The sequence below is a fragment of the Kistimonas scapharcae genome (assembly GCF_039540975.1).
GTDB lineage: Bacteria > Pseudomonadota > Gammaproteobacteria > Pseudomonadales > Endozoicomonadaceae > Kistimonas > Kistimonas scapharcae.
On the sequence record NZ_BAABFL010000074.1, the window covers coordinates 17982 to 37922 of the forward strand.

Genomic DNA, 19941 nt, shown 5'->3' on the forward strand with positions numbered 1-19941 from the left:
AGTTACAGGACAGTCTTCACACAGACTGTCCTGATTAACATTGCCGCATATAACAACCTACCGCCTACTGCTTTGACAGCCCAGAGCAAACACTCTACCCTGCCGCCACTTCCCCAACCGGGGCTTCTATTTCCCTTCAGGTAGCTAGCACACTATGTCCTGGATACAGATCAAACTGGACTCTACCGCCGAGCAGGCAGAACATCTCGAAGATAGCCTGCTTGAGCTGGGCGCCTGCGCCGTCACCCTGCAGGATGCCTGTGACCAACCCCTCTATGAACCCGAGCTGGGCACCACTCCCCTCTGGAATCAGACCCGTATCATCGGCCTGTTTGATGCCGCCACTGATATGGATAGCGTGGTTGAAGCGCTGAAAGCGTCAGCCGCCGATCACTTCAGCGCCCATCGCGTAGAAATTGTGGAAGACAAGGACTGGGAGCGGGAATGGATGGTGCATTTCCATCCCATGAAATTCGGCCAGCGACTGTGGATCTGTCCCAGCTGGAAAGATGTTCCTGACCCTGACGGCGTCAACCTGATGCTGGATCCCGGCCTGGCTTTTGGCACCGGCACCCATCCGACCACGGCACTGTGCCTGGAGTGGCTGGAAAGCCTCAATATAGAGAACCAGCTGGTTGTGGATTATGGCTGTGGCTCAGGCATTCTTGGCATCGCGTCCCTGCTGCTTGGCGCCAGCCGCTTCGTGGGTGTCGATACTGACCCTCAGGCACTGGAAGCCTCTACCATCAATGCCGAACGAAACCATATCAGCCATGACCGGTTTGATGTGCATTACCCGGATGCGACGCCAGCCATTAAGGCCGACGTCATGGTCGCCAATATCCTGGCTGGCCCACTGACCAGCCTTGCGCCAACACTGGCTGAACTCACCCGCTCCGGTGGACACCTAGCATTATCCGGCATTCTTGCCGAGCAAGCCGAAGCGGTCAGTGAAGCCTATAGCGAGTGGTTTACCATGTCCCCACCGGTTGAGAAGGAAGGTTGGGTGCGCCTCGACGGCATTCGCAAATAAGCCGAAAACCCTACAATAGTCATTCCCGGGACAAGCTGGCAAAATAGCGCCTACAGCCACAACAACAATTTGATTGTCATGGAAAGCATGCAGGCCGCCAGAAACACCTGGGTCACCCGATGCCCCAACTGCCAGACCGCATTCCGAGTCAGCCTGAAGCACCTTCAGGCCGCTCGGGGTTCTGTGCGCTGTGGCTCCTGCCTGCAAGTGTTCAAAGCACCCGACAACCTGGCATCGGGTGAGCTGCCAGATGACATTCTGCAATCCCTGACCACTAAAACGCCAGTTAAGCCTGAGGCCACCACCAGGCAACCTGACCCCGCCCCCGAATACTATGATGACGAACTGATCCATGATCATGCCAGTGATCAGGACGAGCTTGAGCTCAATGAAGAATTCATGAATCTGTCGCCAGACGACACAGGATCGTCAGGCAATGACATTGACCATCACGATGAGGATGAACAGCCTGACGAGTCCTGGGCTCGCAACATTCTCAGCGAACTGGAAAAAGAGGCGGGGTTACTGAAAGAGGCGCCATCAGAGCCATCGCAAACCAGTGACAATTCTCAGGAAACCTCAGAGCCTGAGGAGCAATCTCAACACGAAAAGCCAACAGAAAAGCTTCAGTCACTGGAAGATACCCCCGTCGCACTGCATTACGGGGAACGCAGGCAATGGAAACACCTGTTTCTCTGGGGCAGCCTGACTTTCGTCGCCATTGTGACGCTCGCCGGGCAGTTACTGTTTTTTAATTTCGACACACTGGCGCGCCAGGACAACTGGCGGCCCTTCTTTGCGACAACCTGCAATATCCTGAACTGCGAACTTCCCGGCAAGTCTGATGTCAGCCAGATACAGACCAGTCACCTGGTAGTCCGCAGCACCAGCGACTATGAGAATGCACTGTCAGTCGACGCCATCATCAGCAACCGGGCCAGTTTCAGCCAGCCCTTTCCGCTGATTGAACTGTCGTTTACCAATGATCAGGGCAAGGTGATCGCAAGTCGCCAGTTTGCCCCCGACGAATACCTGGCAGGGGAACTCGCCGGCAGCACCCTGATCCCTCCCGGACAACCAATCCATCTCTCTTTACAAATCGTTGACCCTGGCCAAGAAGCAACCAATTACCAGTTGTTTTTTTACCCCGATCCTTCACCATAATCAGGAACCCTCATCATATCGCTGTATAAATGGTGACCTGCCAGCCATCCTGTCAAGGGGGCGAACCAGTGCGCTGGCATCGCTGACCAAATGGCAGTTATGGCTTTAATCCGGCCAGCTGAACAGTTATGATAGCGCCCCCGTTTACCGTTGCTTTTTTGAGCAGCCAACGCCCATGAAGACAAAGTGAAGACCCAGCCTTGCTGACAATTGGCCCTTACGACATTGAAACCCCGGTTATCCTTGCGCCCATGGCAGGTGTTACCGACCGCCCCTTTCGCAGGCTTTGCCTGAGGCTGGGCGCCGGCATGGTGGTGTCGGAGATGGTCACCTGCGACACTCGCCTGTGGAAAACCCGGAAAACCCGGCTGCGTCTGGTGCATGATGGCGAAGCGGAACCCCGCTCCGTCCAGATTGCCGGCGGTGATCCCGAGATGATGGCTGAGGCCGCCCGACAGAACGAGGCGATGGGCGCCCAGATTATCGACATCAACATGGGCTGCCCGGCCAAGAAAGTCTGCAGCAAAGCCGCTGGTTCCGCCCTGTTGAAAGATGAAGCACTGGTTCGCGCGATTCTTGAGTGTGTCACCGCATCGGTGTCCATTCCGGTCACGCTGAAAATCCGCACTGGCTGGGCCCCCGAGCACCGCAATGGCGTCACCATCGCGCGTATTGCCGAAGACTGCGGCATCCAGGCGCTGGCTGTCCATGGTCGTACGCGTAGCTGCATGTACCGGGGCGAAGCGGAATACGACACGATTGCTGAAATCTGCGAGGCGATCTCCATACCGGTGATTGCCAATGGGGATATCACTTCCGCTGAAAAAGCCCGGTCAGTGCTGGATCATACCGGCGCCCAGGCCGTGATGGTGGGCCGCGCCGCCCAGGGACGCCCCTGGATATTCCGGGAAATCGACCATTTCCTGAAACAAGGCACTCATCTGCCCGCCCCAAAGCTGGAAGACATTCGGGATATCCTGCTGGACCACCTGGCCCAGCTTTATGAATTCTACGGTGAACTACCCGGCGTCCGTATCGCCCGGAAACATGTTGGCTGGTACCTTCAGGCCAACGACTGCGGCCAGTCTTTCCGCAGTGTATTCAACCGTCTGGAGTGCAGTGCTGCCCAATGCGACGGTATCAGGGAGCATTTTGAGAGATTAATTAATGGAGAGGAAATCGCGGCATGACGGCATCTGAAGCCTTAGGTCAGGACATTGCCGGCACTGACCACCGACGCCATCTGGCCAGCCCGGTGGCGCAGGAGACCCAGACCCTGCGGGATAGTGTTGAAAAAGCGATGAACAACTATTTCGCCCATCTGGACGGACAGGATGTCACTGATGTCTACAACATGGTGCTTTCCGAGGTGGAGGCGCCACTGCTTGAAACCGTCATGACCTACGTCAAGAGCAACCAGACCCGGGCAGCCAATCTGCTGGGACTGAACCGCGGGACACTGCGCAAAAAGCTCAAGCAGCACGGCTTACTGTAAGGAGCTCATCAGAAAAAGGCGGACGTATTCCGCCTTTTTCTTTATCACAGGGACCGTCAGCGAATAACAAAGCAACAGATTGAGTGCATGTAATGGTTAGTGCTCCTTCCCTGAAGGACTGAAGCATTCACGGTAAAAACAGCAATGAGCGAAGCAACAATGGCACAAACAACCGACATCCGTCCTGTCCGTCGTGCGTTGATCAGCGTTTCCGACAAGACCGGTATTGTTGAGTTTGCCCGGGGACTGCACGGGCTGGGCGTCGAGATTCTCTCAACAGGGGGCACCTGGCAACTGCTCAGGGACAACGATATTCCTGCTGTCGAGGTATCGGACTACACCGGTTTTCCGGAAATGATGGATGGCCGGGTCAAAACCCTGCACCCGAAAATTCATGGCGGTATCCTGGCCCGTCGTGGGCAGGATGAGGCCGTCATGGAAGCCCATGACATCCAGCCTATCGATATGGTGGTCGTCAACCTCTATCCCTTCGAGGCCACCATTGCCCGCCCAGACTGCGACCTGGCAACCGCGATTGAGAATATCGATATTGGCGGCCCGACCATGGTTCGTTCCACCGCAAAAAACCACGCATACACTGCGATTGTCGTCAACAACAGCGATTATGACGGCCTGCTGAACGAAATGAAGGCCCAGGAGGGACTGTCACAACAGCGCCGCTTCGAGCTGGCCGTGAAAGCGTTTGAGCATACCGCCGGTTATGATGCGGCTATCGCCAACTATCTGGGCTGCATAAACCCGGAACAGCCGGAACAAAAGCAGGATTTCCCCAACACCTTCAACCTTCAGATGGTGAAGGCACAGGACATGCGCTACGGTGAGAATCCGCACCAGAAAGCAGCATTCTATGTGGACAAAAACGCCAAAGAAGCCAGTGTCTCCACAGCTCGCCAGCTACAGGGGAAAGCACTCTCTTTCAACAACGTGGCCGATACCGACGCGGCACTGGAATGCGTGAAAAGCTTCACCACGCCGGCCTGTGTCATCGTCAAGCACGCTAACCCCTGTGGTGTGGCCACGGGCGCAGACTGCTTTGAAGCGTACAATCGCGCCTATGCGACTGATCCCACCTCAGCCTTTGGCGGCATCATTGCCTTCAACCGGACGCTGGATGCGCAGACCGCCAAGGCGATCCTTGACCGTCAGTTTGTCGAAGTCATTATTGCGCCTTCTGCCCAGGAAGATGCCCTGACCGTTCTGGCTGCCAAGCCGAACATCCGCGTTTTGACCTGTGGTGAATTGCCAAACATTGCCACGCCCTGGCTGGACTTCAAGCGCGTCAATGGCGGTCTACTGGTGCAGGATGCCGATCTGGGTCGCGTCACCGAAGAAGAACTGAAGATGGTGACTGAACGCCAGCCGACTGAAGACGAACTCCGCGACTTGGTCTTTGCCTGGAAAGTCGGAAAATTCGTTAAGTCCAATGCCATTGTTTATGCCCGTAACCAGCAGACAATCGGTATTGGTGCCGGTCAGATGAGCCGCGTTTACAGCGCCCGCATTGCCGGCATCAAGGCAGCTGATGAAGGACTGGAAGTCAAAGGGTCGGTCATGGCATCCGATGCATTCTTCCCCTTCCGTGACGGTATTGACGCCGCGGCCAGCGCGGGCATCACCGCCGTGATTCAGCCTGGCGGCTCCATGCGTGACGAAGAAGTCATTGAAGCCGCCAATGAAGCGGGTATGGCCATGGTCTTTACCGGTATGCGCCACTTCCGGCATTGATACCTGCTGTTGGCAGCCATACGCAGCCTATGCCGGTAATGGTCACACTACCAATGGCTGCCAGCAGTTTGTGGGAAATCATATCAGGCTACACCTCCGGGTGACCCGGAGGCACACAATAAGGGAAACAGGACATGAACATACTGATCATCGGCAGTGGCGGTCGCGAACATGCACTGGCCTGGAAAGCAGCAGCCTCCCAAGGCGTTAACGAAGTCTATGTTGCACCAGGCAATGCCGGTACCGCTTTGGAGCCTGGGGTCAGTAACGTCGCTATCGACGTACTCGATTTCGACCGACTGGTTGATTTCGCCAAGGACAAGGGCATTGACCTGACCATCGTCGGCCCGGAAGCGCCGCTGGTCGCCGGCATTGTAGATCGCTTCCGTCAGGAAGGCCTGGCCATCTTTGGGCCTGACAAAGGCTCTGCCCAGCTCGAAGGTTCCAAGGCCTTTACCAAGGACTTTCTGGCCCGACACAACATTCCCACCGCCACTTACGCCAACTTCACCGAGATTGAGCCCGCTAAAGCCTATATCCGTGAACAGGGCGCGCCTATCGTCGTCAAGGCTGACGGTCTGGCTGCAGGGAAAGGCGTAATATTAGCCCAGACAGAAGAAGAAGCCGTCGCTGCCGTCGAGGACATGCTCGCGGGCAATGCGTTTGGTGATGCGGGTCACCGTGTGGTTGTCGAAGAATTCCTGACCGGTGAGGAAGCCAGCTTCATTGTCATGGTAGACGGTGAAAACATCCTGCCACTGGCCACCAGCCAGGATCACAAGGCCCGTGATGACGGTGATACCGGTCCCAATACCGGCGGTATGGGTGCCTATTCGCCAGCCCCGGTCGTAACACCGGAACTCCACAAACGTGCCATGGAGGAAGTCATCGTTCCTACCGTCAAAGGTATGGCATCTGAAGGCCACCGCTACAGCGGGTTCCTGTATGCCGGGCTGATGATTGCCGCAGATGGCACGCCCAAGGTACTGGAATACAACTGCCGCTTCGGCGATCCGGAAACCCAGCCGATCCTGATGCGCCTGAAGTCCGATCTCGTTGAACTCTGCCAGGCCGGTGCAGAAGGCCGACTCAATGAAGTTTCGGCAGAGTGGGATCCACAGGTTGCCCTGGGTGTGGTGATGGCCGCCGGCGGATACCCTGAAGCCTACAGGAAAGGTGATGTTATCCAGGGTCTGGAAAACACGGCCGACGCCAAAGTGTTCCATGCTGGCACCCGCCTGGAAGGCGATCAGGTCACCACCCATGGCGGCCGAGTGCTATGTGTCACCGCACTGGGGGATAGCGTCGCCCAGGCACAGGAAAACGCCTACAAAGGGGTTAAATCCATTGACTGGCAGGACTGCTATTACCGGAATGACATTGGCCACCGCGCCATAGCCCGGGAACAACAGGACGCTTAACCCCCGAGGGGCTGCCAATACTGGCCGCCCCTTCCCGCTCAGGCCGCATGGGATTTTCGTGCAGCACGGGTATAATGGAATGCCGGACGTCAACGGAAGTCGCTGTGAAGAAGAAAAAACAACCGCGGCACCCTCAGCTAATACGCCTGTTACTACTTCTGTTGTGTGTATTCACCCCACTGCAGGTAATGGGTCATGCGCTCTCTGAATATGCTCTGGAGAATGCGGATGTCCTGTTCGATCGCTCAGGCAGCCTGACCCCACAGCAACTGGTTTCCAACCAATACCGCCACCGTTTTATCCCGTGGGATCGGACAAACTTTTACTTTACGCAGGACAGCACAGTCTGGCTCCGGTTCACCCTGCCAATCAGTGAAACAGCCTCTCAGCCTTATGAAATCCGGGCACTGACCTTTGGCGATGATGATATTACCTACTACCTGCACCGTGGCAGGCCGGCGAAAGGTGCCGATGAGATAAGCGAACTGACGTCTCACCCCCAATTCAGCCATAACCAACACCTGATTCCCTTTGAGTACCATTCTGGCGAACAGTTGACGCTCTATGTCAGAATGCATTCGTCGTTTCACAAACGTATCTCCGCCTGGCTTAGCAAACCCAATAATGAGCACCATGCGATCCAGCAAACCCACTGGTTCTTCGGCATTTGGGCAGGCATCAATATTGCCCTGATACTGGTCACATTGACCCTGTTTCTGACAAGACGGCGGGTTGATTGCCTGCAACTCTTTGGTATCAGCCTGATTTGCCTGGTGTTTCTGTTAAGCTGGCAAGGGATTCCTGCATCATTATGGCGCCTGTTTCCTGACGCACAGAACCGTGTTCATTTTGCCAGCATTTCCGCTGGCTATGGTCTGCTTTGCCTGCTATCACGGACACTCCTTGAAACAAGCAAGAGTCGTGCTGCAGACCGGTTGCTGCTACTGATGAGTACCGGTAGTTTCATCACTGCGCTGACCATGCTGTTTCCAGGTTACGTATTACCGGAAAATGCCATCGTCATTCTGTCCCTCATGAGCTGTGCCAGCAGCATCATTGCCGGCGTTATACGGCTCTATGAGGGCTACATTGCCGCCTGGCGATGGCTGCTGGTTGTTGTGCCCTACACCATGATTTTCATCACCTTTGTCCTGTGCCAGTTCGGCATCCTGCCGTTTGATATATGGATGATGCAGTCCACGCTGGTGTTCAGCGTACTGCTACTGGTCACGGGCCTGTCCTTGAGCTTTTTAATGCGTTCCGCTGCCCCGGTTTCGCACTATAGAGATCTGGCACATGAATCAGACCAGCAGCCCACCGACAAACCAGCCCGCCCTCTCTGGAGCTATATAGGCCACGACATCCGAACCCCAATGAACGGTATTCTGGGCATGTCGGAATTGCTGCAGAACACCTCTCTGACGCCACGCCAGAAGGATTATGTCAACACCATACAGTTATCGGGGCGGGAAATGCTGAACCTGGTCAACCAGGTGGTTGATAACGTCAAGACGGAGGTGGAACCACCGCAAACCGAATCCTTTCCTTTCGAGATCACGGAACTGGTGCAGGCCTGCATGGATCGCTACCGCTACAAATCAGAACAGCTGGGGATTGAACTGATCAGCTTCATTCAGCCCGATATGCCAGAATTCCTTGCCGGAGATACAGAGCGCATCCGCCAGATCCTGCTGGCGCTTCTGGCCTATAACTTCAACCACATCGCTGACGGCGAAATACTCCTGACGGTCAGCCCGCAAACACTCAGCGCCACAGATGATCCCGATAATACGAAAGACCAGAAAACGCTGGCGAGATTCACCCTGAAATGCTCAGATAACGGCATTGGCTATCGTACACTTCGGCCCTATGCCGATAGCATGGCAGACACCCTGATCGAGAATGACACACACCCACCGGTCGGCATACTGCTTGCCCGTAACATGCTAAAAAGGCTGGGGGGCAGCTTTAACCTGATGACAGACGGTCAAAACACGATTTACTGGTTTACGCTTCCCCTAACCATCCTCCCTGAACTGACACCCGAAAGCGCAGATGACCCAAAGGCCATCCAGCTACTAAGCCATCGCAAGGTGCTGGTTGTGGACGACAATGACACCTGCCGAAAAGTACTGGTCCGGCAATGTATGCATTTAGGACTGGATGTCTATCAAACCCGCAACGCGACCGAAGCACTGGCCTTATTGCGGACAGAGGCCAGCCTGTCCAACCCCTTTGACCTGGCGATCCTCGATCAAAACATGCCCGGTACCAGCGGCATGCAGCTTGCCACCCGGATTGCGGATGACCCTCTCCTGAAAGACAGACTATTGGTCATCATGCTGACAGGCAGTTCCATCCCTACGACACAGCAAACCGAAACATCCAGTATTCGCTGTATTCTGACCAAACCGGTCAGCAGTAAACGGCTGGGTAAAGTACTGGTGAGAGAACTCAGTCAAACGCCGAGGAAAAAAGTGTCGGCTGCCACCCTATAGTGACAGCCGAAAAATAGGTATCAGCCCTCCGCAACACGGCTATGCCAAGCCGGCGACAGTTCATGAACCGCATCAATAAAGGCACCCGCGTGGGCCGGATCAACAAACTGATGGATACCATGACCGAGGTTGAAAACATGCCCGGAACCGGAACCAAAGGCTGTCAGAATGCGGCTGACCTCTTCCCGAATCCGTTTGGGTGAGGCATACAGCACGCAGGGATCCATATTCCCCTGCAGCGCCACCCTCTCTCCCACCCGGCGACGGGCATCACCGATATCCGTTGTCCAATCAAGTCCCAAGGCATCAGCACCGGTCTCAGCTATCGATTCCAGCCATTGACCGCCATTCTTGGTGAACAGGATAACAGGGACACGGCGCCCTTCATGTTCCCGAATCAGTCCGCTCACAATCCTTTGCATATACTGGAGTGAAAACTCACGATACGCACCGGATTCCAGTACACCACCCCAGGTATCAAAGATCTGGACTGCCTGCGCGCCATGCCGGATCTGGGCGTTCAGATAGGCTGTCACGGTATCGGCGAGTCTCGCCAGCAACTCATGGAGCAGTGCGGGCTGATCGTAAAGCATCGCCTTGATGATTCGAAAATCGCGGGTACTGCCACCTTCCACCATATAGGTCGCCAGCGTCCAGGGGCTGCCAGAGAAACCAATCAGCGGAACCCGGCCATCCAGCGCCTTGCGGATGGTGCGGACAGCGCCCATGACATAATCCAATGACTGCTCAACATCCGCTATCTCCAGACGGTCAACATCCTCCGCGGTACGTACCGGATGACGGAAACGCGGCCCCTCTCCGGTTTCAAAGTAGAGCCCAAGCCCCATGGCATCCGGAATCGTCAGGATATCGGAAAAGAGGATGGCGGCATCCAGCGGATAGCGCTCCAGCGGCTGCAGGGTCACCTCACAGGCCAGCTCGGGATTTTTGCAGAGAGACAGGAAATCCCCCGCCCGGCTGCGACTTTCCCGGTATTCAGGCAAATAACGGCCTGCCTGTCGCATCATCCATACCGGCGTCCGGTCAACCGGTTCTCTCAGCAGCGCCCGCAGCAGACGATCATTCTTGAGTGCTGTCATGTCCAATCCATACGGCAGTAACAAGACAGCAACTATACCAATAAACCCGTACGATGCTACGTCCTCTCTGCTATAAACAGGTGGCAGCGTCAAAATGATTGACAGTTAAACTCCACTCCCTTGACCAGAATCAAAAATACTTGAAAAACCCGCACTAGAATTCAAGTCACACATTGAAAGGCTGCTTTGAGACAGCCCATCCAGATTGTTCAAAAGGTATACAGACCACTATGAAACAAGTCATCGAAACTAATGATGCCCCACCCGCTATCGGCCCTTACTCTCAGGCCATGCGCTTCAACGGCGTGATCATGACCTCCGGCCAGCTGCCTATCAACGCTGAAACCGGTGAAATGCCAGAAGACATCAAGGCGCAGGCTCGTCAATCCCTGGAAAACGTCAAAGCCATCCTGGAAGCGGCCGGATCCAGCATGGATCGCGTCATGAAAACGACGGTTTACCTGAAAGATATGAATGACTTCTCTGATGTTAACGAAGTCTACAAGCAGTACTTCTCCCTGCCTTTTCCTGCCCGCAGCTGTGTTGAAGTCGCCCGACTGCCTAAGGATGCTCGCGTCGAGATTGAAGTCATCGCAGATTGCTAATAAAAAAGAGAGCCAATGCTCTCTTTTTTATCTCTCCGCAATTCTGTGCGGGGCTAATCCAGCAGGAAGTCCCGCGCCCCTTCAATTGGACCCAGCGGATTTTTCCTCGTGCCATGCTCAAGGAAAATCGGCACACCACTCCAGATTTTGTAAACCACTACATCATCGACCAGAACTACCACTGAGCGGAACTCCCAGCCACTGATTTCAGTTTCTTTCCTGAAATTCAGCAAATCAAGCGCCGCGTTACCATAGCGACGCTTTTTGCGGTAACGGGGATAAGCCTCTATTGCATAGCAGTTTTCACGTTGCTCGATACAGCGCCTGACACCGTTATCCAAGCGTTCAATGCCAATTGTCGGGTTCGGCATGAAAATTTTGATGACATCAAGGTAAGTGAGGCGTCGTACGTTCGGAGTTCGGAAAGGATCAAATCCCAGCTTGGTCAGTGCCTTGAAATCAGTCCGACCAATAATAATGCTATCGTAAGCTTTCTTGGCTTCTTCAAAGGTTGTCCAGGCAGTAAACGTTCTATTCTGGTCACTGGGGAGCACCGATGCACATCCTGAAAACAACAAGGCACAAATCGCCCCAACTGTTATTCCGAGTTTCCTGCCAACTGCCATAATTACATCCCTGTGCAAGCCGGGTCATTACCCTGAATATTCCGCTCCCGGTTCTTGAAGTATCGGCCATCCAGAGCCGCCCATAAGCGTAATCAGCACAAAGCATAAGAATAAAAAACCGGCATAAGCCGGTTTTTTATTTACTCAGGTCATAACTATTGTTCAGATTTCCAGGTAATCCAGTATCCCTTCCGCAGCCTGACGCCCTTCCCAGATAGCAGTGACCACCAGATCTGAGCCCCGTACCATATCCCCTCCGGCAAAGATCTTCGGATTATCGGTCTGGAATTTGTAGCGTCCATTTTCTGGCGCTATCACGCGACCAGAGTCGTCCATTGCAACACCTTGTGTTTCAAACCATGCCGCAGGGCTCGGCCGGAAACCAAAGGCTATCAACACCGCATCCGCAGGCAGGATTTCTTCGCTGCCCGGCACGGGTTCGGGCCGACGGCGACCACGCTCATCGGGCTCCCCCATCTGGGTAGTGATAACCTTGACGCCCTCCACACGATCTATACCGACAATCTCAACAGGCTGTCGATTAAACAGGAATTCGACACCTTCCTGTCGGGCATTTTTCACTTCGCGCCGTGATCCCGGCATATTCGCTTCATCACGCCGGTACGCACAGGTGACTTTCGCCGCCTGCTGACGGATTGCCGTACGGTTGCAATCCATGGCTGTATCACCACCACCCAGTACGACAACCTTCTTGTCCTTCATATCAATAAAATCATCTGGGGATTTTTCAAACTCCAGGCAACGATTCACATTGGATATCAAATAAGGCAGCGCCTCATGGACACCTGGCAGGCTTTCACCGGGAAAGCCCCCTTTCATATAGGTGTATGTTCCCATCCCCATGAAGACTGCATCATACTCATCCAACAGCGCTTCGATGGTGATATCACGACCAATTTCAGTATTCAGGCGGAATTCGACCCCCATTTCAGTGAAGAGCTCGCGCCGGCGCTGCATGACGGTCTTTTCCAGCTTGAATTCCGGAATACCAAACGTCAGCAATCCACCGATTTCCGGGTTACGATCGAAGACAACCGGTTTAACGCCATTCCTCACCAGGACATCAGCACATCCCAGGCCAGCTGGGCCGGCGCCAATCACCGCCACCCGGCGCTCAGTCCACTCAACCTCTGACATATCCGGCTTCCAGCCGAGCGCCAAAGCCGTATCCGTAATGTACTTTTCTGTCGAGCCAATCGTGACTGCACCAAAACCGTCATTCAGCGTACATGCACCCTCACAAAGACGATCTTGGGGACACACCCTGCCACAGACTTCCGGCAAAGTATTGGTCTGGTGGGACAACTCAGCGGCTTCAATGATATTGCCTTCAGCGACTAATTTGAGCCAGTCCGGAATATAGTTATGAACCGGACACTTCCACTCACAATAGGGGTTACCACAGGCAAGACAGCGATGGGACTGGGCCGCCACCTGCTTCTGCGAGAACGGCTTATAGATTTCCTCAAACGCCTGCTTGCGAATCCGGAGCGGCTTTTTATCAGGATCCTTACGGCCGACTTCCACAAACTGGAAGTCATTGTTCAGTCGTTCAGCCATATACACCTCATGAAACTTGTCGTCCTTCTCCGGTGTATGAGCATCGGGTTGCGTAAGCTGTCATCTTCTTGGTTATGCTTCGCATTGCCCGGGTAACGCTTGCTCACACCCTTTTTTATTCAACCGGCTGCCTGTGACAGCCGGCCCGACGATCACGGTTATTCAGGACGGCCTCTTACTGTGGCCAGAAGACTGTTCATGCTGGCCGCCTTGGGCTTCACCAGCCAGAAACGGCCCACATAATCTTCAAAGTCTTCCAGTAGCGTGCATCCCCACTCGCTACCGGTTTCCGCCACAAACTCGGCGATAATGCCGTGCAGGTGAGTTTGGTGGTCTTCCATAGACTCGGCGTCAATCCTGTGGATATCGACCAGTTCATGGTTGTAGCGATCAACAAACTGGCGGTCCATATCCAGCACATAGGCGAAACCACCGGTCATGCCCGCGCCAAAGTTGTGCCCGGTCTTACCAAGAACCGTCACCAGCCCACCGGTCATATATTCACAGCAGTGATCACCGGTACCTTCAACCACGACATGGGCACCAGAGTTACGCACCGCCAGCCGCTCGCCGGCACGACCAGAAGCGAATAGCTTGCCGCCCGTAGCACCATAAAGACAGGTATTACCGATAATGGTACTTTCGTTCGATGGGAATGCACTCCCTTGGGGGGGGCAGATAACCAGTTTGCCGCCCGCCATGCCTTTTCCGACATAATCGTTGGCATCGCCTTCAAGGCGTAGGTTCAAGCCACCGGCATTCCAGACACCAAAACTCTGCCCGGCACTCCCCTTCAGGCGAACCGTCAGCGGCGAATCAGACATGCCGAGATTGCCATGCCGACGTGCAATCTCACCAGACAGGCGGGCACCAATCGAACGATCACAGTTACCGACCGTATAACTGAACTCACCACCACTCGCGGCTTCAATCGCCGGCAGCATATCGCTGACCATCCGCTCTGCCAGTTCGCCTTGGTCAAAGGGCGGGTTACGTGCCTGCAGGCAGGTATTGGGTTTATCTGCCGCGACATAGCTGTTACCCAAAATCGGTGAAAGATCCAGCTGAGACTGCTTAGACGTCTGCCCTTCCTTCACTTTTAACAGATCCGTACGTCCAATCACCTCTTCCAGACTGCGATAACCGAGGATTGCCAGCCATTCACGGACTTCCTCTGCCACAAAGGTGAAGAAGTTCATGACCATTTCAACCGTACCGATGAAGTGCTCATCCCGCAGGTTCTGGTTCTGGGTCGCCACACCGGTCGCACAGTTATTCAGATGACAAATCCGCAGGTATTTACAGCCCATTGCCACCATCGGCGTGGTACCAAAGCCATAGCTTTCCGCGCCCAACATGGCGGCCTTGATGACATCCAGGCCGGTTTTCAGACCACCATCGGTCTGCAGCCGCACCTTGCCGCGTAGATCATTGGAACGTAGAGCCTGCTGCGCTTCACTCAGGCCCAGCTCCCAAGGGGATCCCGCATAGCGGATGGAGGTCAAAGGACTGGCGGCCGTACCGCCGTCATAGCCAGAAATCGTGATCAGATCCGCATAGGCTTTAGCCACACCGGCGGCGACCGTTCCGACACCTGGCTCAGAGACCAGTTTTACGGAGACCAATGCTTCAGGATTGACCTGCTTGAGATCAAAGATCAGCTGAGCCAGATCCTCAATGGAATAGATATCATGATGAGGAGGCGGCGAAATCAGCGTGACGCCTGGTACTGAATACCGCAAGCGGGCAATCAGGCTGTTTACCTTGCCGCCCGGCAGTTGGCCACCTTCACCTGGTTTCGCACCTTGTGCGACCTTGATCTGTAATACTTCTGCATTCACCAAATAATGGGGCGTTACACCGAATCGACCCGAAGCAATCTGCTTGATCTTAGAGACACGATTGGTGCCGAACCGGGCAGGATCTTCACCACCTTCACCCGAGTTGGAGCGCCCACCCAGTCGGTTCATGGCCTCAGCCAGTGCTTCATGGGCTTCGGGTGACAACGCACCAAGGCTCATGGCCGCAGAATCAAATCGACGCAAAATCGCTTCGACAGGCTCAACGTCATCCAACGGAATGGGCTTTCTGTCACTCTCCAGGGCAAACAGGTCGCGGATCACAGCGACAGGGCGCTGGTTGATCATCCCGGCATAATCCCGGTACTTGGCCCGGTCACCGGTTTTCACTGCCGCCTGAATCGTCTGCACCACATCCGGATTGAAGGTGTGATATTCACCACCGTGGACATACTTCAGTAATCCACCCTGCTGGATGGGTTTCCGGGCTTTCCAGGCGTCATCAGCCAATAACTGCTGCTCTTCCTGGAAATTCACAAATCCAGCACCGCTGATACGACTGGTCACACCACAGAAACAGAGGTCGACAACAGGTTTACTCAGTCCAACCGCCTCAAACAGCTGTGCTCCACGGTAGGATGCAATGGTGGAAATGCCCATTTTGGACATAATTTTGAGCAGTCCCTTACCAATCCCTTTCCGGTAGGACTTATAAGCGTCAATCGGATCAGCAATCAGCTCACCGGTCTGAATGAGATCATGAATGATTTCGTAGGCCAGGTAGGGATAAACGGCCGTGGCCCCAAACCCGATCAGAACTGCAAAGTGGTGCGAATCCCGAGCCGTGCCAGTTTCCACGATGATGTTGGCATCACTGCGCAACCCAACCTGAATCAGTCGATGGTGGACTGCACCTGTAGCCATGGCCGGATTGATGGGCAACCTGCCTTTTTCAATCGAGCGATCTGTCAGCTGCAGCAGCACCTTGCCGTCTCGAACCGCTTGCTCAGCAGCATCACAGACCGCCACAATCGCATCTTCAAGCCCGGTCGCCGGATCATAGTTCAGCTCAATTCTGGCCACTTCAAGATTGCCCACCTCATGGTGTGCATTGGTCAGGTTCAGGAACTTGGTGGTCGACAGCACTGGGGATTTGAGAATCACCCGCTCAGCGTGTTCAGGGGTTTCCTGAAACATGTTCTTTTCGGCGCCCAGACAGGTTTCAAGCGACATGACAATCGCTTCCCGCAGTGGGTCGATAGGCGGGTTCGTCACCTGGGCAAATTGCTGGCGGAAATAGTCGTATACAGGACGCACCCGCTGGGACAAGACCGCCATTGGCGTATCGTCGCCCATGGAGCCAACAGCTTCCTGGCCATTCTCCGCCAAGGGACGAATGATCTGATTACGCTCCTCAAAGGTGACCTGGAATATTTTCTGGTGCTCATTCAGCACCGCCTTGTCAAAATGCTCCACGCGGTGTTCATTCTCAATGAACGTTGACTGGATTCGATAAGCCTTTTTCTTCAGCCATTGCTTATAGGGCTGACGCGACTTGAGGTGGTTATCAATATCATGTGCTTCAAGAATCTCACCGGTTTGGGTATCAATCGCCAACACTTCACCGGGGCCCACACGCCCTTTGGCAATGACATCCTCGGGTTCGTAATCATAAACCCCGATCTCGGAGGCTACCGTTAAATAACCGTTTCTGGTCTTAACCCAGCGTGATGGGCGCAAACCATTCCGATCCAGCGCACAGACCGCATAGCGCCCATCGCTGATGACCAAACCAGCAGGACCGTCCCAAGGTTCCATATGCATGGAGTTATATTCGTAGAACGCCCGAAGCTGGGGATCCATTGTGTCGACATTCTGCCAGGCCGGCGGCACCAGCATGCGAATGGCTCGATAAAGATCAACGCCGCCGGTGACCAGAATTTCCAGCATATTATCCAGGCTGGAGGAATCGGAACCGGTCCGGTTCACCAGCGGCCGGACAGATTCGAGATCTGGCAACAATTCCGACTTGAACTTGCTGGCCCGGGCTTCAGCCCAGTTTCGGTTACCCATGATAGTGTTGATTTCACCGTTATGGGCCAGCATGCGGAACGGCTGCGCCAGCGGCCAGCGGGGCATGGTGTTGGTAGAGAATCGCTGATGGAAAACACAGATCGCCGTTTCAAAGCGTGAGTCGCCCAGATCCGGATAGAACTGTGGCAGATCTACCGGCATCATAAGGCCTTTGTAGGTCACAACCTGACTGGATAGTGAGCAGATATAGAATTCTTCATCGTCTGCCAGTGCGATTTCTATCCGGCGTCGTGCCATGAACAGCGATGCCGTCAGCTGAACCTCATCCTGTTCGTTATCTGGGGCAATAAACACCTGCTCGATGCGAGGCAGCTGCTCAAGGGCGATCGGCCCCAGACACTCACTGTTGACCGGCACATCACGCCAACCCAGCACCCGGATATTTTCAGCGACCAGTTCCTCTTCAACTCGCTGACGCGTTGCCTGTGCAACCTGCTCATCACGGTTCATGAACACCATGCCGATCGCATACAGCGACGGCAGGGTGAGTCCCAGCTGTTCATTCACAATGGTTCGGAAGAAGTGATCCGGTATCTGGATCAACAGACCACAGCCATCCCCGGTTTTACCGTCGGCAGCGATACCGCCACGGTGGGTCATACAGGTCAGCGCCTGGATGGCTGTCTGGAGAAGATGATGGCTTTTTATGCCTTCGGTGTGGGCAATGAGCCCGAAACCACAGTTATCCCTGAACTGCTCGGGATGATACAGACCTGCATTCATAGGCACACTCTCATCAGCCAATTCTGGTAATCATTATTCGGCAATCTGCGTTCCTGTCAGGTGTTGGTACCGGCGATTCCCCTGCCGGTTTGCCCTGTTATGGTCCGCAAAAACTTCGCCCGATAGCATTCTGAGCCGTCAATGGCTGCCTGGCGATGGCATGAGCAGGCCTCAATTGCATGCCGTGGCTGCTCCCCTCAAAGCGTCTACCATGCCAGTGATCGCGAAGTCTGCTGCCCCGATCCGATTTTTTTATAGGTCCATCGGAGACAATCATTGTCGGGGCAAACGGCCGCCATTTTACACATCAAGACGGAAGACCACAAACCAACCCTGCTTTCAATACGGGAAAAGTCGTACCAGAATCAATTTGTTAGAAGGAGGTGAGACCCAAAGAAAGGGGCAAGGCTGAATCAATCTACAACCTTGCCGGAGGAAGATGATTATTTAATCGACAAATTCTGCCAGTGTTGCATCGAGATAGTCCGTTGAGAAATCAGACGTAACCACTGCATCACCCACAGCATGCAACAACACCAGTCGCAACGTGCCATCCAACACCTTTTTGTCGACCCGCATGAGGGACAGGAAATCATTCGCAGACATATCCGATGGCGGTCGCACCGGCAAACGGGCAGATTCCAGCAACACGGCAAGACGCTGAGTCTCATTACGATCAATCCAGCCCTGTCTGGCAGAAAGATCCGCCGCCATAATCATACCGGTCGCCACAGCTTCACCATGCAACCATTTGCCGTAGCCCTGATGCGTTTCAATGGCATGACCGAAAGTATGCCCAAGATTAAGAATAGCGCGACGCCCTGACTCTTTCTCATCCTCTGAAACCACCCTGGCCTTGTTCTCACAGGAGCGGATGACGGCTTCGGTCAACAGCTCCGGTTGGCGTGCCAGCAGGCCCGCCATGTTATCCTGAAGCCATTGATAGAACTCGCCATCACAAATCAGACCGTACTTAATCACCTCAGCCAAACCGGCAGATAGCTCATTATCCGGCAAGGTGCTCAGCGTAGAGATATCCGCAATCACACAGTTGGGCTGATGGAATGCGCCAATCATGTTCTTACCCAGCGGATGATTCACACCGGTCTTTCCACCGACAGAAGAATCAACCTGAGACAACAACGTTGTTGGCACCTGAATAAAATCGACTCCCCGCTGGTAGCAGGCAGCGGCAAATCCAGTCATATCACCAACCACGCCACCACCCAATGCAACCAGTGTGGTGGTTCTTGTGTGGCGCGCTTCCAGAAGATGATCAAAGATGCGATTGACAGTATCCAGCGTTTTCCACTGCTCTCCATCCGGCAGAACCACATCAATCACATTGAAACCAGAAAGCGCCTGCTGAACCTGTGATAAATACAGAGGCGCCACCGTTTCATTGGTAACGATGACAACATCGCCCCCCCGGATATGAGGCGTATAGAATTCAGAGCGGGAAATCAGGTCAGAACCGGTATAGATCGGGTAGGATCGATCCCCCAGGTCAACAGTCAGCGTTTTCATCTACAACCTCGATAATCACTGATTCAGGGCATCGACAATTTTGTTCACCACCTGACGGGGATTACCGCGACTGGTCGAAACCACCACATCGGCCAGCTCACGATAAACCGGCTCACGCTCGGCATAAAGGTCTCGGATCACTTCGTCTCGGTTTGGTTTCTGCAGTAACGGCCGACTCTTGTCCTTTTCCATACGCCGGACCAGTGTATCAACAGCAGCATCCAGAAAAACCACAAAACCAGTGGCACTGATAATCTTCCGGTTCTCAGCATACATCACCGTCCCGCCGCCCGTGGCAATAATCTGCGCGGGTTGCTGACTGAGATCCCTCAGTACCTCAGCTTCACGTTTCCTGAATCCTTCTTCACCTTCCACATCAAAAATCCAGGCAATCTCAGCACCACAACGGGCTTCAATCTCCTGATCCGTATCAGTAAAGGAGAGCCCGAGATCGTTGGCAAGCAGGCGACCGATGGTGCTCTTTCCCGCACCCATCGGCCCCACCAGATAGATAATCCGTGACTGCATA

14 protein-coding genes are annotated in these 19941 nt (G+C 54.4%); 8 read left to right on the forward strand and 6 right to left on the reverse strand.

All coding sequences use genetic code 11. The features are described 5' to 3' along the window. The first annotated feature begins 154 nt into the window (after positions 1-154). The 7 genes from prmA (at position 155) to ABD892_RS04075 (ending at position 9357) form a co-directional block, all read left to right on the forward strand. Entirely contained in the window at positions 155-1033 is an 879-nt protein-coding gene (gene prmA / locus ABD892_RS04045; protein WP_345194073.1) for a 50S ribosomal protein L11 methyltransferase, read from the forward strand. Positions 1034-1111: 78 nt separating this feature from the next. Beyond that, entirely contained in the window at positions 1112-2197 is a 1086-nt protein-coding gene (locus ABD892_RS04050) for a DUF3426 domain-containing protein (RefSeq protein ID WP_345194074.1), read from the forward strand. Positions 2198-2397: 200 nt separating this feature from the next. Next, a complete protein-coding gene (gene dusB / locus ABD892_RS04055; protein ID WP_345194075.1) occupies positions 2398-3387 on the forward strand; it encodes a tRNA dihydrouridine synthase DusB in 990 nt (329 codons plus the stop codon). Beyond that, the gene (fis, locus tag ABD892_RS04060; RefSeq protein WP_345194076.1) at positions 3384-3692 is read left to right on the forward strand and encodes a DNA-binding transcriptional regulator Fis; all 309 of its coding nucleotides are present in this window, start codon (positions 3384-3386) and stop codon (positions 3690-3692) included. Before dusB ends, fis begins: the two co-directional genes overlap by 4 nt. Positions 3693-3851: 159 nt before the next feature. Beyond that, positions 3852-5438 carry a bifunctional phosphoribosylaminoimidazolecarboxamide formyltransferase/IMP cyclohydrolase gene (purH, locus tag ABD892_RS04065; RefSeq protein ID WP_345194133.1) on the forward strand — a complete coding sequence of 529 codons (1587 nt, stop codon included), beginning with the start codon at positions 3852-3854 and terminating at the stop codon, positions 5436-5438. A 134-nt stretch (positions 5439-5572) separates the two neighbouring features. After that, positions 5573-6859, forward strand: coding sequence for a phosphoribosylamine--glycine ligase (gene purD / locus ABD892_RS04070; protein WP_345194077.1), 1287 nt, complete (start codon positions 5573-5575; stop codon positions 6857-6859). 104 nt (positions 6860-6963) lie between these two features. Then, positions 6964-9357, forward strand: a complete 2394-nt coding sequence (locus tag ABD892_RS04075) for a response regulator (RefSeq protein WP_345194078.1) — start codon at positions 6964-6966, stop codon at positions 9355-9357. A gap of 20 nt (positions 9358-9377) precedes the next feature. On the opposite strand, the gene hemE is transcribed toward ABD892_RS04075, so the two are convergent. After that, positions 9378-10457, reverse strand: a complete 1080-nt coding sequence (hemE, locus tag ABD892_RS04080; protein WP_345194079.1) for a uroporphyrinogen decarboxylase — start codon at positions 10455-10457, stop codon at positions 9378-9380. Between the two features lie 230 nt (positions 10458-10687). On the opposite strand from hemE, the gene ABD892_RS04085 reads away from it, so the two are divergent. Continuing rightward, positions 10688-11062 carry a RidA family protein gene (locus ABD892_RS04085; protein WP_345194080.1) on the forward strand — a complete coding sequence of 125 codons (375 nt, stop codon included), beginning with the start codon at positions 10688-10690 and terminating at the stop codon, positions 11060-11062. A 53-nt stretch (positions 11063-11115) separates the two neighbouring features. Here ABD892_RS04085 and ABD892_RS04090 read toward each other — a convergent pair whose 3' ends face one another. The 5 genes from ABD892_RS04090 to aroK all read right to left on the reverse strand — a co-directional run bounded on the left by ABD892_RS04090 (position 11116) and on the right by aroK (position 19940). Further along, positions 11116-11616 (reverse strand): hypothetical protein, encoded by a 501-nt coding sequence (locus ABD892_RS04090; RefSeq protein WP_345194081.1) that lies wholly within the window; start codon positions 11614-11616, stop codon positions 11116-11118. Positions 11617-11850: 234 nt separating this feature from the next. Beyond that, on the reverse strand, positions 11851-13269 hold the full coding sequence (locus ABD892_RS04095; RefSeq protein WP_345194082.1) for an FAD-dependent oxidoreductase: 1419 nt from the start codon (positions 13267-13269) through the stop codon (positions 11851-11853). Positions 13270-13427: 158 nt separating this feature from the next. Next, positions 13428-17885 (reverse strand): glutamate synthase large subunit, encoded by a 4458-nt coding sequence (gltB, locus tag ABD892_RS04100; protein WP_345194083.1) that lies wholly within the window; start codon positions 17883-17885, stop codon positions 13428-13430. Between the two features lie 447 nt (positions 17886-18332). Then, positions 18333-19412 (reverse strand): 3-dehydroquinate synthase, encoded by a 1080-nt coding sequence (gene aroB, locus ABD892_RS04105; protein WP_345194084.1) that lies wholly within the window; start codon positions 19410-19412, stop codon positions 18333-18335. Positions 19413-19427: 15 nt separating this feature from the next. Further along, complete coding sequence (aroK, locus tag ABD892_RS04110) at positions 19428-19940, reverse strand: shikimate kinase AroK (RefSeq protein WP_345194085.1); 513 nt, start codon at positions 19938-19940, stop codon at positions 19428-19430. Position 19941 lies beyond the last annotated feature (1 nt).

Bases quoted from the DNA above. Each gene is read 5' to 3' on its own strand.
- prmA (WP_345194073.1), top strand. From the start codon at position 155: ATGTCCTGGATACAGATCAAACTGGACTCTACCGCCGAGCAGGCAGAA.
- ABD892_RS04050 (WP_345194074.1), top strand. From the start codon at position 1,112: ATGGAAAGCATGCAGGCCGCCAGAAACACCTGGGTCACCCGATGCCCC.
- fis (WP_345194076.1), top strand. From the start codon at position 3,384: ATGACGGCATCTGAAGCCTTAGGTCAGGACATTGCCGGCACTGACCAC.
- purH (WP_345194133.1), top strand. From the start codon at position 3,852: ATGGCACAAACAACCGACATCCGTCCTGTCCGTCGTGCGTTGATCAGC.
- purD (WP_345194077.1), top strand. From the start codon at position 5,573: ATGAACATACTGATCATCGGCAGTGGCGGTCGCGAACATGCACTGGCC.
- hemE (WP_345194079.1), bottom strand. From the start codon at position 10,457: ATGACAGCACTCAAGAATGATCGTCTGCTGCGGGCGCTGCTGAGAGAA.
- ABD892_RS04085 (WP_345194080.1), top strand. From the start codon at position 10,688: ATGAAACAAGTCATCGAAACTAATGATGCCCCACCCGCTATCGGCCCT.
- ABD892_RS04095 (WP_345194082.1), bottom strand. From the start codon at position 13,269: ATGGCTGAACGACTGAACAATGACTTCCAGTTTGTGGAAGTCGGCCGT.
- gltB (WP_345194083.1), bottom strand. From the start codon at position 17,885: ATGAATGCAGGTCTGTATCATCCCGAGCAGTTCAGGGATAACTGTGGT.
- aroB (WP_345194084.1), bottom strand. From the start codon at position 19,412: ATGAAAACGCTGACTGTTGACCTGGGGGATCGATCCTACCCGATCTAT.
- aroK (WP_345194085.1), bottom strand. From the start codon at position 19,940: ATGCAGTCACGGATTATCTATCTGGTGGGGCCGATGGGTGCGGGAAAG.